At 73.4% G+C, this 15,321-nt stretch carries 8 protein-coding genes; 6 read left to right on the forward strand and 2 right to left on the reverse strand.

All coding sequences use genetic code 11. The features are described 5' to 3' along the window. Positions 1 to 15: 15 nt before the first annotated feature. From WA640_RS09610 to WA640_RS09620, 3 genes are read left to right on the forward strand one after another with little or no spacing between them, the layout of a single operon-like run. On the forward strand, positions 16 to 1,011 hold the full coding sequence (locus WA640_RS09610) for a Bug family tripartite tricarboxylate transporter substrate binding protein (protein WP_335987421.1): 996 nt from the start codon (positions 16 to 18) through the stop codon (positions 1,009 to 1,011). Next, positions 1,008 to 1,538, forward strand: coding sequence for a tripartite tricarboxylate transporter TctB family protein (locus WA640_RS09615; RefSeq protein WP_335987422.1), 531 nt, complete (start codon positions 1,008 to 1,010; stop codon positions 1,536 to 1,538). The genes WA640_RS09610 and WA640_RS09615 overlap by 4 nt, the downstream gene beginning before the upstream one ends. Before the next feature lie 12 nt (positions 1,539 to 1,550). Beyond that, entirely contained in the window at positions 1,551 to 3,053 is a 1,503-nt protein-coding gene (locus WA640_RS09620; protein WP_335987424.1) for a tripartite tricarboxylate transporter permease, read from the forward strand. Positions 3,054 to 3,058: 5 nt separating this feature from the next. On the opposite strand, the gene WA640_RS09625 is transcribed toward WA640_RS09620, so the two are convergent. Both WA640_RS09625 and WA640_RS09630 read right to left on the reverse strand, forming a co-directional pair. Next, complete coding sequence (locus tag WA640_RS09625; protein WP_335987425.1) at positions 3,059 to 3,826, reverse strand: IclR family transcriptional regulator; 768 nt, start codon at positions 3,824 to 3,826, stop codon at positions 3,059 to 3,061. Between the two features lie 102 nt (positions 3,827 to 3,928). After that, positions 3,929 to 5,068, reverse strand: coding sequence for an L-talarate/galactarate dehydratase (locus WA640_RS09630; RefSeq protein WP_442904724.1), 1,140 nt, complete (start codon positions 5,066 to 5,068; stop codon positions 3,929 to 3,931). 256 nt (positions 5,069 to 5,324) lie between these two features. Between WA640_RS09630 and WA640_RS09635 the strand changes: the two genes are divergently transcribed. The 3 genes from WA640_RS09635 to WA640_RS09645 all read left to right on the forward strand — a co-directional run bounded on the left by WA640_RS09635 (position 5,325) and on the right by WA640_RS09645 (position 15,320). After that, positions 5,325 to 8,642 (forward strand): DUF4132 domain-containing protein, encoded by a 3,318-nt coding sequence (locus WA640_RS09635; protein WP_335987427.1) that lies wholly within the window; start codon positions 5,325 to 5,327, stop codon positions 8,640 to 8,642. A 73-nt stretch (positions 8,643 to 8,715) separates the two neighbouring features. After that, entirely contained in the window at positions 8,716 to 11,991 is a 3,276-nt protein-coding gene (locus WA640_RS09640) for a DUF4132 domain-containing protein (RefSeq protein ID WP_335987428.1), read from the forward strand. An 11-nt stretch (positions 11,992 to 12,002) separates the two neighbouring features. Continuing rightward, complete coding sequence (locus tag WA640_RS09645) at positions 12,003 to 15,320, forward strand: DUF4132 domain-containing protein (RefSeq protein ID WP_335987429.1); 3,318 nt, start codon at positions 12,003 to 12,005, stop codon at positions 15,318 to 15,320. Position 15,321: the final 1 nt, after the last annotated feature.

The following is a 15,321-nucleotide window of genomic DNA, read 5'->3' on the forward strand; positions in this document are numbered from 1 at the left end:
AGGAGTCGAGAACGCATGAACCCCTTCCCCCGACGCGGGCTGCTCGCCGCGGCCGCCGTCTCCCCGTTCGCCGCCCTCGCGGCCTGCCAGGTCCAGGGCGGCGCCGACGCGGCGGAGAGCGACTTCCCGAAGCGAGCCGTCGACTTCATGGTGCCCTTCGACCCGGGCGGGTCCGGCGACCTCATCAGCCGCGCGATCGCCAAGGCCGCCGAAGAGCCCCTGGGCCAGTCCCTCGCCGTCACCAACAAGCCCGGCGCGAACGGCGCCGTCGGCCTCAAGGAGCTGCTGGCGGGCAAGGCCGACGGCTACTCGATCGCCCTGGCCGTCAAGTCGCTGTTCGCGATCACGCCGCTCGCCGTCGACGACCCGGAGGCGGTCGTCATCGACGACCTGCGGATCATCACGACGCTCACCAACGAGGCGTACGTCCTCGTGGTGCACGCCGACTCGCCGTACCAGACCCTGGAGGACCTGCTCGCCGCCGACTCGGTCAACTACGCGACCACCGGCGTGGGCACCGGCTCGCAGCTCTCGGCGCAGCTGCTGTTCACCGGCGCAGGGATCGACGCCACCGACGTGCCGTTCGACGGCGGCGCCTCCGCCGTCACCGCCCTCCTCGGGCAGGAGGTCGACGCCGTGTCCGCCTCGCTCGCCGAGACGATGCCGCAGGTCGAAGCCGGGGAACTGCGCCCGATCGCGGTGTTCTCCGAGGAGCGCAGCCCGTTCCTCCAGGACGTGCCGACCGCCGTCGAGGCCGGGTTCGACGTGGTCGTGGACCAGCGGCGCTTCATCGTCGCCCCCGCCGACGTCCCGGACGAGACCGCCGGGGTCCTCTCGCTCGCGTTCGAGGAGGCCCGCGAGGGCGCCGAGTACGGGCAGTTCCTCCAGGACAACTACATGGACCGCTGGGAGGTCGACAACCTGGAGGCCAAGACGCACCTCTCGGAGGCCGCCGCCGAGTACGCCGCGCTGGTCGAGGACGCCGGACTCCAGCTCGGCGACGGCGCATGAGCGAGGCCGTCATGTCCGATGCCGAAGCGCCCCAGGAGGAGGGGGCCGACGAGCCGCGGGCCGGCGGGCGCGTGCAGGCCGTCGTCGCCGGGGCGCTGCCGATCGCGCTCGGCGCGTTCGCGGCATGGCTCGCGTTCGGCCTGAAGCTCGGCAGCCTCACCGACCCCGGGCCGGGCCTGTGGCCGCTCGTCGTCGCCGCGCTCCTCGTCGCGTGCGGCGTCGCGATCGTGGTGGTCGCCTTGTCCGCCAAGGTCTTCGAGGCCGCACCCGCGAACCGCACGGAGTCCTTCACGCGCGGGACGGGCGCGGTGCTCGCCGCCGCGGCCGCGCTCGCCGTCTACGCCTCGCTGTTCGAGGTCGTCGGGTTCGAGCTGCCGACGCTACTGCTGCTGTTCGCGTGGCTGCGGTTCCTCAGCCGCGAGTCGTGGCTGACGAGCGCCGTGGTCGCCCTGTCCGCCACCGCCGTCGCGTACGCCCTGTTCATCCTCGGACTCGGTGTGCCGCTGCCGCACATCATCGCGTTCTAGCCGGAGCGGACCATGGACTTCTCAACCGTTCTCTCCGGCTTCGCGGTGGCGTTCGAGCCGCAGAACCTCCTGTTCTGCCTCATCGGCGTCACCGTGGGGATGCTCATCGGCGTGCTCCCGGGCCTCGGCCCGGCCGCGACGATCGCGATCCTGCTGCCGATCACGTACACGCTGGAGCCGACCGCCGCGGTCATCATGCTCGCGGGGATCTTCTACGGCGCCCAGTACGGCGGCACGATCACCTCGGTGCTCCTGCGGATGCCCGGCGAGGCGTCCACAGTGGTCACCGCTCTGGACGGGCACGCGCTCGCGCGCAAAGGCGAGGCCGGGCCCGCGCTCGGCGTCGCCGCCATCGCCTCGTTCATCGGCGGCACCGCCTCGATCCTGCTGCTGACGTTCATCGCGCCCGCCCTCGCGGGCGCCGCGCTGGCGTTCGGCCCGGCCGAGTACACGGTGCTGGCGCTCATCGGGATCTTCCTGGTGGGCACGCTCGGCTCCGGCTCGCTGTGGAAGAGCGCCGCCGCGGCGGCGCTGGGCCTGCTCATCGCCACGGTCGGGCTCGACCCGCTGCTGGGGACGCCCCGGTTCACGTTCGGCACGGACCAGCTCGCCGACGGCATCGACTTCACGATCGTCGCCATGGGGCTCTTCGGGGTCGGCGAGATCCTGTACAACCTGGAGCACCGCGACCGGCCCCAGCCCGCGGTGCCGTCGTTCGGGCGCGCGATCCCGAGCCGACTGCACTGGCTGCGCTCGCGGATGGCGATCCTGCGCGGCTCGGTGACGGGCTTCGTGCTCGGCATCCTGCCGGGCGGGGGCGCGACGATGTCGTCGCTGGTGTCGTACGCGGTCGAGAAGCGGGTGGCGAAGGAGCCGTCGCGGTTCGGCAAGGGCGCCATCGAAGGCGTGGCCGGGCCGGAGTCGGCGAACAACGCGGCGGCGACGTCCTCGTTCATCCCGCTGCTGACGCTGGGCATCCCGGCGAACGCGACGATGGCGGTCCTGTTCGGCGCGCTGATGCTGCAGGGGATCACGCCGGGGCCGGGCCTGATGAGCGAGCACCCGGACGTGTTCTGGGGCGTCGTCAACTCGATGTACGTCGGCAACATCCTGCTGCTCGCGCTGAGCATCCCGCTCATCGGGGTGTTCGTGCGGATGCTCAAGGTGCGGCCGGGCATCCTCGCGCCGCTGACGGTCGTGATCACGATGCTCGGCGCGTACTCGATCCGCAACAACGCCTTCGACATGCTGCTCATGATCGGGCTGGGGCTGCTCGGCTACGGGATGCGCAAGCTCGGGTTCGAGCCGGGGCCGTTCGTGCTCGCGTTCGTCCTCGGGTCGCTCCTGGAGGCCTCGTTCCGCCGGTCGATGCGCCTGTTCGGCGGCGACCTCACCGAGTTCGTGCAGCGCCCCGTCTCGGGGACGCTCGTCGCGGTCCTGGTGCTCACCGTCGTGGTCGTGCCGGTCCTGCGGACCGTGCGCGCCAGGCAGACCGAGCGGGCCGCGGTGGACTGATGCGGTCAGACGCCTTCGGGCCGGACGTATCCGAGCCGGCGGGACACCGTCCCGGCGGCCTCGGCCACGAGCGGCCCGAAGGCGGCGTCCGCGATCCGCGAGGTCGGTCCGGCCACGGACACCGAGCCGACGACCTCCCCGGCCTGGTCGAGCACGGGCGCGCCGAAGCAGGTGCTGGAGGCGTCGAACTCGCCGCGCTCCTCGGACCAGCCGCGGAGGCGGATCGCCTCGATCTCGCGGCGCAGGCGCGCGGGGTCGGTGATCGTCTCGCCGGTGAACTTCGCCAGTTCCAGGCCGTCGACGAGGGCCCGGGCCCGCTCGGGGTCGAGGCCCGCCAGGTACGCCTTGCCGACCGCGGTGGCGTGCAGCGGCCTTCGCGCGCCCAGCTCCGACCGGACCTGGACGGCGTGGCGGCCCAGCTCCCGGAACACGAACACGATCTCGTCGCCCGAGAGGACCCCGAGGTTCACGGTCTCGCCGGTCCGGGCCGCGAGGTCGCGCAGGAGCGGCGGGGCCGCGGCGAACACGTCCATGCGCTGCACGGCCGCCATCGCCATGCGGGCCGCGGCGGGCCCGAGCCGCCAGCGGCCGTCGGCGTGCGCGAGGTACTCGGCGGCCTGGAGCCGCTCCACCAGCCGGTAGACCGCGCTGCGGGACGCGCCCGTGGCCGCGACCAGCTCCGCGGTCGTGGCCCCGCCGCGCACCGTGAGCACGTCGAAGATCTCCAGGGCCCGGTCGAGCGAGCCTTTCGGGGGCGCCTCCGCGCGCGGCATGGGATGGTCCTCCGCAGTCCTTGGCGGCGCACGTCGAAGCGGGAGCGCCGGGTGTCCACAAGCGTAGTGGCCCGGCACGTCGCCGTGCCGGGCCGTCCGGCGTCAGGCGCCGAAGACTTCGGTCGCCGTCGTCCAGGCCCGCGCCTGCTCGCTCAGGCTCACCCCGATGCCGGGGCGGGCCGGGACGAGCATCCGCCCGCCCTCGGTCTCCAGGCGCTCGTTGAACAGCGGCTCCAGCCAGTCGAAGTGCTCCACCCACGGGTCGTGCTCGTAGGCCGCCGCGAGGTGCAGGTGCAGCTCCATGACGTAGTGCGGGGCCATGCGCAGGTGCGCGGCCTCGCCGAGCGCCATGATCTTCAGGAACGGCGTGATGCCGCCGACGCGCGGCGCGTCCGGCTGGATGAAGTCGGCCCCGCGGTGCCGGATCAGCTCGGCGTGCTCGGCCACGGAGGTGAGCATCTCGCCCGTGGCGATCGGCGTCGCCAGCTCGCGGGCGAGGTCGGCGTGGCCCTCCGCGTCGTACGCGTCGAGGGGCTCCTCGATCCACGTCAGGTCGAACTCCTCGAACGCCCGGCCCATGCGCACCGCCGTGCTGCGGTTCCACTGCTGGTTCGCGTCGACCATGAGGTCGATCCGGTCGCCGATCGCCTCCTTGACGGCCGCCACGCGCCGCAGGTCCAGCTTCGTGTCCGGCTGCCCCACTTTGATCTTGACGCCGCCGATCCCGCTCGCCGCCGTCGCCTGCGCGTTCTCGATCACTTCCTCGATGGAGGAGGACAGGAACCCGCCCGAGGTGTTGTAGCAGGCCACCGAGTCGCGGTGGGCTCCAAGGAGCTTCGCGAGCGGCAGCCCGGCGCGCTTGGCCTTGAGGTCCCACAGGGCGATGTCGAACGCCGCGACCGCCTGCACTGCAAGGCCGGAGCGCCCGACCGACGCGCCCGCCCACACCAGCTTCGTCCAGATCCGCTGGATGTCGCTGGGGTCCTCGCCGATCAGCTCGGGCGCGACCTCGCGCGCGTGCGCGAACTGGCCCGCGCCGCCCGCGCGCTTCGAGTAGCTGAAACCGACGCCTTCAAGCCCGGCCTCGGTGCGGATCTCCGCGAACAGGAACGCGACGTCGCGCAGCGGCTTCTGGCGTCCGGTCAGCACTTTCGCGTCGCTGATCGCGCCCTTGAGCGGCAGCGTCGCCGCCGAGATCCGGACCGACGCGATGCGGTCGGTGCTCGCCTCGCCGCGCCGCAGCGCGCTGAAGTACCGCTCGTTCGCAGCGGAGGTCTCTGCGGCGCTGGTGAAGTCGAGGAACGTGGAGTCGGTCAAGGGGTCCTCCCAGGACGGAAGTCCCGATGAACGGGACGGTATGCCGATGAATGGGACGCATCGAGCCTAGTTCACCTCCCCGTTCCACGCAAGATCCCCACGTGGCGCCCTGTTCGAGGGCCGCTGTCGCACCCGCCGCATAGTCTCGGTGCTTCCAACCCCGGTCGCTCGAAGGACGCGCATGACTGAACACGTTGCCCCCCAAGAAGACTCGCTCGAACTGCCCTCCGGCTGGGGCGCGCGCCCCATGTCGCGGCGCGGCCGCCGCACCGGGAAGCCCGTGGTCCTCGACGCCGAAGCGGGGGAGAAGCTGCGCCGCAAGATCGACGCCCGCGCCCCCAAGGTCCGACTCGCCCTGGCCCGCACCGACAACGCCGACCACGTGGACGCCGCGGAGGCGTTCCTCGCCGGGAAGGCCGACCCGCGCGGCGCCGCCGCGGTCGCCGCCCTCATGTGCGACGCCCACAGCCGCCACTCGGACTCCTGGCTGCGCCCCGAGTTCGACGGCTGGACCGCCGAGCACGGCCTCCCGTTCGCCGTGGCCGCCGCCGTCGAGCGCCTCGCCGTCCACCAGCGCTCCAGCAGCGGCAACGGATACGAGCACCGCGTCCTCGTGCCCGTCCACTTCGACTACATGAGCCCCCTCATGCACGAGCACGAGCAGGGCGGCCTCGCCGCCATCCGCTCGGTCCTCGCCGACCTGCCCGACGCCGAGTACGCCGACGTGGTCGCCGCAGTCGCGCCCGTCCGCGACACGCCCCTCAAGCGCATCGCCGCCGCGATCCTCCTGCCCGACGAGACCGCGTGGGCCGACGAGGCCATGCCCGAGTACGCGCAGGTCCGCTCCTACGGCTGGTGCGACGCCATCATGCTCCACTCCGTCAGCGCCCCAGGCCAACTCGTCGCGGGCGGGATCACCGTCCTCAACGAGTACTACACCGACACGGCCGCAGTCGCCGCGCTCCTCACCGGCCTCGGCACCGGGGCGCTCCCGATCATCGAGCACACGCTGAGCCAGAGCGGCCACCTGCCAGCCGAGTTCCGCAAGACCCTCTACCGGGCCGTCGCCGCGATCCCCTCCGACGCGGCCATGGACCTCCTCGTCAAGCGCCTCCACGAACCCCACGTGTTCGAGCCCGCAGCCGAGGCCGCCGCGCGCTTCCCGCAGCGCGCCCTGCGCACCGTCCTCGCCCGCGCCGGGCGCACCACCGGCGACGCCCGCTTCCGCCTCATCGCCCTCGCGTCTCTCGTCCCCGAGGCCGACCGGGCCTTCCTCGACGAGGCCGGCCGCGCCGCCCTCGACGCGCTCCTGGCCGAGAACGGCCGCGCCCCCGAAGCGGACGCCGCCGACCTGCCGCCGCTCCTGGTCGCCCCGCCGTGGACCGTCAAGCGCGCCAAGGCCAAGCCCGTCGTCATCGAGGGCCTCGAAGCCCCCGCGGGGATCACGCTCGCCTGGGCCCCGGGCGAGCAGGAGGAGTGGCTCGGCCTCAAGGAGAGCTGGGACTACGAAGGCGCGTACGAGGACTGGACCGAGCCCGGCCCCGACACCTACGACTGGCAGATCGAGTCGTTCCTCGCCTTCGGCGACCCCGCCAAGGCCGAACCGCACCTGCACCGGTGGCTGAACAAGGACTACTACGGCTACGAGTACACCGTCCTGCGCATCCTCGCCCGCTACGGCGAGCGCGTCGCCGGGCACGCCGTCGCCGCCGCGCGCAAGGACCCGACCTTCCTGCGTCTGCCCGGCCCGGTCCTCGGCCTCTCCGCCGCCCGCCTCGCCGCCGAGCGCCTCGACCGCCTCAAGTCCGCCCGCGCCTCGGCCGCGCAGTGGTTCGCGCGCCACGGCCTCGCCGCCGTCCCCTACCTCGTGCCCGACGCCCTCGGCACCGACAAGAAGCTGCGCCGCTACGCCGAGACGGCGCTCCTCCACCTCGCCATGCGCTTCGACGTCGCCGAGACCGCCGCCGCGGCCGAGCCCTTCGGACCCGAAGCGGCCCAGGCGATTGCGGCCCTCCTCGACGGCGACCCCCTCGAACCCCGCGGCGTCAAGCTCCCCAAGCCCGGCGCGTGGGCCTCCCCGGCGACCCTCCCGCAGGTGCTCCTCAAGAACGGCAAGGCCCTCCCGTCCGAGTCGGTGCGCCACCTGCTCACCGTCCTCGCGCTCGCGACCCCCGAGTACCCCTACCCGGGCCTCGACGTGGTCGCCGACGCCTGCGACCGGGCGTCCCTCGCGCGCTTCGGCCGCGCCGTGTTCCAGCTTTGGCTGTCGATCGGCGCGCCCCCGAAGGACCAGTGGGCGCTCACGCAGCTCGCGCACTTCGGCGAGGACGAGACGGTGTGGGCGCTCGCCCCGCTCATCCGCGAATGGCCCGGCCAGTCGCAGCACAAGCGCGCCGTCACCGGCCTGGCCGTGCTCGGCGCGCTCGGCTCCGAGGAGGCCCTGCGCGCCATCCAGGTCATCGCCGACCGCGTCAAGTTCAAGGCGCTCAAGGAAGAAGCGGGCCGACAGATCGAGCGCATCGCCGCCGACCTCGGGCTCTCCCGCGAGCAGCTCGCCGACCGGCTCGTGCCGGACTTCGGGCTCGGCGAGGACGCCGCACTCGTCCTCGACTACGGGACGCGGAAGTTCACCGTCGCGTTCGACGAGGCCCTGAAGCCGTTCGTCACCGACGAGGACGGCAAGCCCCGCAAGGTCCTCCCCAAGCCCGGCGCGAAGGACGACCCGGACCTGGCGACCGCCGCGTACCAGCGGTTCACCGCTTTGAAGAAGGAGCTGCGGGCAGTCGCCACCGACCAGATCGCGCGCCTCGAAGCGGCCATGGTCTCCACCCGCTCGTGGACCCCGGAGGAGTTCCGCCGGTTCTTCGTCGACCACGCGCTCACGCGGCACCTCGCGAGCCGTCTGGTGTGGACCGCCGAGACCGGCGGAGTCTTCACCGGATTCCGCATCGCCGAGGACGGCTCCTTCAGCGACGCAGAGGACGAGACCATCGACCTCCCCGCCGATGCCGCGATCCGCGTCGCCCACCCCGTCCACCTGGGGGACCAGGTCGCCGCGTGGGCCGAGATCCTCGCCGACTACGAGATCCTGCAGCCCTTCGACCAGCTCGACCGGCCCGTGCTCGCCTTCACTGACGAAGAGCTGGCGACCGGCCGCCTCACCCGCTTCGAAGGCGCGAAGGTCGAGGTCGGGCGCCTCCTCGGCATGACCAAGCGCGGCTGGTGGCGGGCCTCCCCCGAGGACGGCGGCGTCGAACCGGGCCTCGCCTACAAGCTCCCGAACGGCGGCTTCGTCACGATCGAACTCGACCACGGCATCTACGTCGGCGCGATCGGCGAGACCCCCGAGCAGACCCTCCGCGGCGTGCACCTCACCGACACCGAGCAGTACTGGTGGTCGGACGAGCAGTACGCGAAGCGCAAGCACCCCACGAACATCGACGCCGTCACCGCCGCCGAGGTCCTCGGCTCCCTGGCCCGCCTGACCGGCCGCTCCTGACCCGCTCACCTGCAAGGGGTGTCGCACCCGGACCGTATCCTCGGGGCGGCACCCCCCATCCCGGAAAGACGAGATGACTGCTCCCGACCTCCCCGCGGCCTGGGCCGCGAAGCTCCTCCCGCGCCGCGGAACGCGCCCCGGGACGCCGACCGTCCCGGACCCCGACGCCCCCGACCTCCTCGCCGAGCGGTTCGAGGTCCACGCCGACCTCCTCGCGCAGATCCTCCACATGAAGCGCAACCGCCGCCACCGCCAGCCGATCGGCGACTACCTCTCGGGCGCACCGGACATCGCGGGCGCCGTCGCCGCCGGGGAGCTGCTGCGGCACGTCGGCCCGCACACCGCCGACGAGTGGACCCGCCTCGAACTCGACGCCTGGCTCGTCGCCCACGACCTCCCCTGGACCGTGAGCGCGGTCATCGAACGCCATGCGGTGCAGCTGTTCGGGTACTACGACGAGGACGAGCGCCCCCACATGCGGCACCTGCACCTCACCGACGCCCGCTGGCACGACTACCGGTCCCTCCACCGCGACATGGACAACGGAATCATCGCCGACCTCCGCGCGCACCTCGCCGCCGCCACCGACGACGAGTACAAAGCCGTCGTCGCGGCCGCCGCCGAGCACCGCGTCGGACCCTCGCAGCGTCTCGCCGCCTCGCTGCTCCTCCCCGACGAGGCGGACTGGACCGCCGAGGTCTGCGACGAGTACGACGAGCACCGCTCCTCCGGCGCCACCGACCGGTTCCTGTACCACTTCGTGTCCGAACCCGCCCACCTCAAGGCCGCCCGCATCCACAAGTTCGAGGAGTACTTCCTCACCGCCGAGCACATCGCCGCCGCCGTGGACACGATGGGGGACAAGGCCGTCGGCCTCCTCTCCCGCACCTTCGGCTCCCGCTGGTACGTCAGCGCCGAGAACCGCCGTCTCCTCGCCAAGGGCCTCGCCCTGCTCCCCGCGGGCGCCGTCCACCTCGTCGAGCAGCTCGACGAGCCCCACGCCTTCGACGGCGCCGTCGAAGGCGCCCGCCGTCACCCCGGCCCCGTCCTGCGCGCCGTCGCCGCAGCGGCCCCCGGCGCCGCACCCGGGCAGCGCGGCCGCCTCGCCGCGGTCGCCGCCGCGGCCGGGCCCCTCGACGGCCTCACCGACGACGAGCGCACCGCCGTCGCGGGACTCGCGCAGCGGACCGTCCCCGACGCCGACCCAGCCGACCTGCCGCCCCTGCTCACCGCTCCGCCCTGGACCCGCAAGCGCCGCAAGCCGACCCGCACCGTCCTCGACCTGGAGCCCGTCGGCGAACCGCACCTCGCCTGGAAGGACGGCGAGCGGGAACGCTGGCTCGATCTCATCGCCTCCTTCGCGGACGACGCGGAGTCGGCCGAGTCCTGGCGCCGGAGGGCCCGCCGCATCACCGCGGGCGGCTTCCGCCACATCGTGTCCGGGGTACTCGCCTTCGGACCTCCCGACGCCGCCGAACCGCTGTACGCGCGCTGGCTCGCGTCCGACGCCGAACCCAGTGAGAACGAGATCCTCGCGATCCTCGCCCGCTACGGCCCCACCGCGATCGACAAGGCCGTCCAAGCCGCCGAGTACTGCGACTTCGACGAGGTCCTCGCCCCCGTGCGCAGCCTCGGCGCCGCCCGCTTCGTCGCCGAGCGGTACACCCGCCGCAAGTCCGACCGCGCCCGCGCCGCGACCTGGTTCGAGCGCCACGGCCCCGCCGCCGCCCGGTTCCTCGTCCCCGACGCCCTCGGCGCCGACAAGGACCGGCGCAAGTACGCCGAGACCGCCTTGTTCCACCTGGCGGTCCGCCTGGGGGACAGGGCGGTCGTCGCCGCGGCAGAACCCTATGGGCCCGAGGCGGTCGCAGGGATCGCGGCACTCTTCGACGGCGATCCCCTCGAACCGCGCGGCGTCAAAGTTCCCAAGCCCGGCCCGTGGGCCGTGCCGGTCATGTTCCCGCAGGTCCTCCTCAAGGGAGGCGACCGGGCGCTGCCCGAGGACGCCGTGCGGCACCTGCTCACCGTCCTCGCGCTGGCGACCCCCGAGTACCCCTACCCGGGCCTCGACGTGGTCGCCGAGACCTGCGACCGGGCGTCCCTCGCGCGCTTCGGGCGCGCGGTCTTCGAGCAGTGGCTCGCCGTCGGCGCGCCCCCGAAGGACCAATGGGCGCTCACGCAGCTCGCGCACTTCGCCGAGGACGCGACCGTGTGGCTCCTCGCGGACCGCCTGCGCGCCTGGCCCGGCGACGGCCAGCACAAGCGCGCGGTCACGGGCCTCGGCGTGCTCGGCGCGATCGGCTCCGAAGAAGCGCTGCGCGCCATCCAGACCACCGCCGACAAGGTCCAGTTCAAGGCCCTCATGTACGAGGCCATGGAGCAGATCAACCGGATCGCCGCCGAACTCGGCCTCTCGCGCGAGCAGCTCGCCGACCGGCTCGTGCCGGACTTCGGGCTCGGCGACGACGCGGTCCGCACCGTCGACTACGGGACCCGGACCTTCACCGTCGCCTTTGACGAGCAGTTGCGGCCCTTCGTGATCGACGAGGGCGGGAAGGCCCGGAAGAGCCTCCCCAAGCCCGGCGCGAAGGACGACGCCACCGTCGCCGACGACGCCTACCGGCGCTTCCAGGCCCTGCGCAAGGAGCTCAAGTCCGTCGCCAAAGAGCAGGTGAACCGCCTCGAAGCCGCGATGGTCGAGGGCCGCACCTGGGACGCGGAGGAGTTCCGCCGCCACCTCGTGGGCCACGCCCTCACCGGGCACCTCGTCCGCCGCCTCGTGTGGCTCGCCGACGACGCCGCGTTCCGCATCGCCGAGGACGGCACGTTCAGCGACCTCGACGACGACGCGTTCGACCTCCCCGCAGGGGCTTCGGTGCGCCTCGCCCACCCGGCGCTCCTCGGCGACGCCGCCGACCGGTGGGCCGAGGTCCTCGCCGACTACGAGATCCTCCAGCCCTTCGACCAGCTCGCCCGGCCCGTGGCCGCCTTCACCGACGAGGAGCTGACCACCGGCCGCCTCGCGCGGTTCGAAGGCGCCGCAGTGGACACCGGCCGCCTCCTCGGCCTCGCCCGGCGCGGCTGGCACCGCGCCCACCCCGGCGACGGCGGACTCGTCCCCGGGTTCACCTACCCGCTCGCGAGCCGCTGCTTCCTCGTCCTCCACATCACGCCCGGCATCGACCTCGGCTACGCCGCCGAGCACCCGACCCAGACGATCGCCTCCGCGCACCTCGCCGACCTGGAGACCTTCGGCGGCGACCCCGTGCCGCCGACCGGCCCCATCGACCCCGTCGCCGCCGCCGAGGCCCTCGGCGCCCTCGCCCGCCTCACCGGCTCCCGACCATGAAGGACAGACCCATGACTTCCGCAGACCGCCTTGAGATCCCCGCCGCCTGGCTCGCCGACCTGCCGCCGCGCCGCGGCGTGCGTACCGGCGAGCCGCCCGTCCTCGACGCCGACGCCTCCAAGCGGGTCCGCGGCCGGATCGGCTCCAGCGACGCGGACCTCCGGTACACCCTGGCCCAGCCCTACAACTCGGACTTCGCCGCTGCGGGCCTGCGCCACCTCGACGGCGACCCCGACCCCGAGGGCGCAGCCGTCCTCTCCACGCTGCTCGCGCTGGAGGTCAAGCGCGACTCGACGCTCCGCCCCGAACTCGACGCCTGGGTCCACGACCACGGCCTCGCGTTCGCGACCGCCGCATGCGCGCACAGCCTCGTCCTCCACGCCTGGAACGCGTCGGGCCGCTGGAACAAGCCGCACACCGTCCGGGAGCGCCAGGTCCGCCGCAAGAACATCCACGAGCTCGGGATCCTCCGGTGGGAGTACACCAGGTCCTTCAGGGTCCTGCGCGGGCTCCTCGCCGCCGCCGACGACGCCGAGTATGACGCGGCCGCCGCCGCGCTCGACCTCACCCGCACCGACCCCGTCGCGCGCTTCGTCGCCACGATCGTCATGCCCGAGCAGGCCGACTGGGCCGAGGAAGTGTGCCGCGAGCACAAGGGGACCGGCGACGCCGCCGCGCACATGCTCCTGTGCATGAGCGTCGACCGCCTCGACCTCCTCACGGCCGCAGGCGTCTCCAGGCTCGAACCGTGGGCGTTCAACCGGGACGTCGCCGCGGCGCTCCTCGACAACCTCGGGACCGACGCGCTCCCGGTCCTGGCCGCGACATCGCGCCAGCAGATCGACGCCGCCGACCGGCGGCTCATCCTCGACGCGATCGGGCGCCTGCCCTCCGATGAGGCCATGGACCACCTCATCGGCCGCCTCGACGAGTCCTACGTGTTCGAAGCCGCCGCCGCGGCCGCCGCCCGCTTCCCCGGTCGCGTGCTGCGCTCAGTGGCCGCCGCGGCCCGCATCGGCGCCCCCGAGCTGCGCCCGCGCCTCGCGGCGCTCGCCGACGACGCGACGAACGCCGCCCGCGGCGCCCTCGAAGGCGACGACGCGACCGTCATCGCCGACCTCCTCGCCCCCTCGCCGATCCCGGACGCCGACCCCGCCGACCTGCCGCCGCTGCTGACCGCCCCGCCGTGGACCGTCAAGCGCGCCAAGCGCAAGCCCGCCGTCATCGCGGGCCTGGAGTCTCGGGAGGAGCCCCGCTTCGTGTGGGCCGAGGGCCAGCGCGACCTGTGGAGCAAGCCCGGGTACGACTACTTCCGCGGGTACACCGACAAGGACTGGGCGAAGTTCGTCAAGCGCGGCCTCGGCCGCGGCGGCGCGCGCGTCCACTACAGCTCCGTGCTCACCTACGCGCCCATGTCGTTCGCGCTCCAGGCCCTCGAACACTGGGACGGCGCGTTCGCGCCTTACTCGACCGGTGACCTCAAGGTCATCGCCGCCCGCTTCGGCCCGCTCGCCGCGGACGGCCTCGCGACCGCCTTGCGCGCCAACCCGACCTACCACGAGGCGCTCGTGCCGATGCGAACCGTCGAGGGCGCCCGGATCGCCGCCGACTGGTTCGCGCGCCTCAAGGGCGCCCGCGCGAGCGCCGTCGCCTGGTTCGAGCGCCACGGCGCCGCGGGCGCGGCCCTGCTCGTCCCCGACGCGCTCGGCGCGGACAAGAAGCTGCGCGGCAACGCCGAAGGCGCCCTGTGGTACCTGGCGGTCCTGTGCGGCGCGGACGCGGTCGCGGCGGCCGCCGAGCCGTACGGTCCCGAAGCGGCGCAGGCGATCCGCGAACTCCTCGACGGCGACCCGCTGGAGCCGCGCGGCGTCAAGGTCCCCAAGCCGGCCGCGTGGGCCGCCCCGCGGCTGCTGCCGCAGGTCCTCACCGCCGCGGGGGACCGCGCGCTCCCGGGCGACTCGGTGCGCCACCTGATCACCGTCCTCGCACTGTCCACCCCGGAGTACCCCTACGCCGGTCTCGACGTGGCCGCCGTGGCCTGCGACCGCGCGTCGCTGACCCGCTTCAGCCGCGGCCTGTTCCGCTTGTGGCTCTCCTCGGGCGCGCCTTCCAAGGACGGCTGGGCGCTCACCCAGCTCGCCCACTTCGCCGACGACGACACCGTGCGCCTCCTCGCCCCGCTCGTGCGGGAATGGCCCGGCCAGGCCCAGCACAAGCGGGCCGTCAACGGCCTCGGCGTGCTCGGCGCGATCGGCTCCGAGGAGGCGCTGCGCGCCATCCAGGGGATCGCCGAGAAGGTGAAGTTCAAGGCGCTCAAGGAGGAGGCGCGCGTCCAGATCGCGGCCATCGCGGAGGGCCTGGGCCTGACCCGCGAGCAGCTCGCCGACCGGCTCCTCCCCGATTTCGGCCTCGGCGACGCGGGCGCGCTCGTCCTCGACTACGGGCCGCGCACGTTCACCGTCGTGTTCGACGAGCAGCTGAAGCCGTTCGTCACCGACGACGCCGGCAAGCCCCGCAAGTCCCTCCCCAAGCCCGGCGCGAAGGACGACGCCGAGAAGGCCGACGCCGCGTACAAGCGGTTCGCGCTCCTCAAGAAGGAGCTGCGCACGGTCGCCGCCGACCAGGTGCAGCGCCTCGAAGCGGCGATGATCCACGGCCGCACCTGGACCCGCGACGAGTTCGAGCGCTACTACGTCAACCACCCGCTCACCTGGCACCTCGCGCGCCGCCTCGTCTGGTCCGCCGAGGCGAACGGGGCCTCGACCGCGTTCCGCGTCGCCGAGGACCGCTCCTACACCGACGTCGAGGACAACGCGTTCGACCTCCCCGACGACGCCGTGATCCGCCTCGACCACCCCGTCCGCATGGGGGTGCGGGCCGCGGACTGGGCCGGGATCTTCGCCGACTACGAGATCCTGCAGCCCTTCGAGCAGCTCTCCCGACCCGTGCTCGCCTTCACCGAGGAGGAGCTGGCGACCGGCCGCCTGACCCGCTTCGAGGGCGCGAAAGTCGAGGTCGGGAAGCTCCTCGGCCTCACGAGCAAGGGCTGGCAGCGCGCCGCGCCCGAGGACGGCGGTGTCGAGCCCGGCATCCACTTCCCGCTCCCCGCGGGCGGATTCGTCACCGTCGCCCTCGACCCGGGCATCTGGGTCGGCATGATCGCCGAGAACCCGGTCCAGACCCTCTCGGGCGTGCGCATCATGGCGACCGAGAACTACTGGTGGTCCGCCACCGCCAAGGACCCGGACCCCGACCACCCCACCGACATCGACCCGGTGACCGCCTCCGAGGTCCTCGCGGCCCTCACCCGGGTCACCGCGAAGGACTGAC

It is taken from the genome of Glycomyces sp. MUSA5-2 (assembly GCF_037034145.1).
GTDB lineage: Bacteria > Actinomycetota > Actinomycetes > Mycobacteriales > Micromonosporaceae > Glycomyces > Glycomyces artemisiae.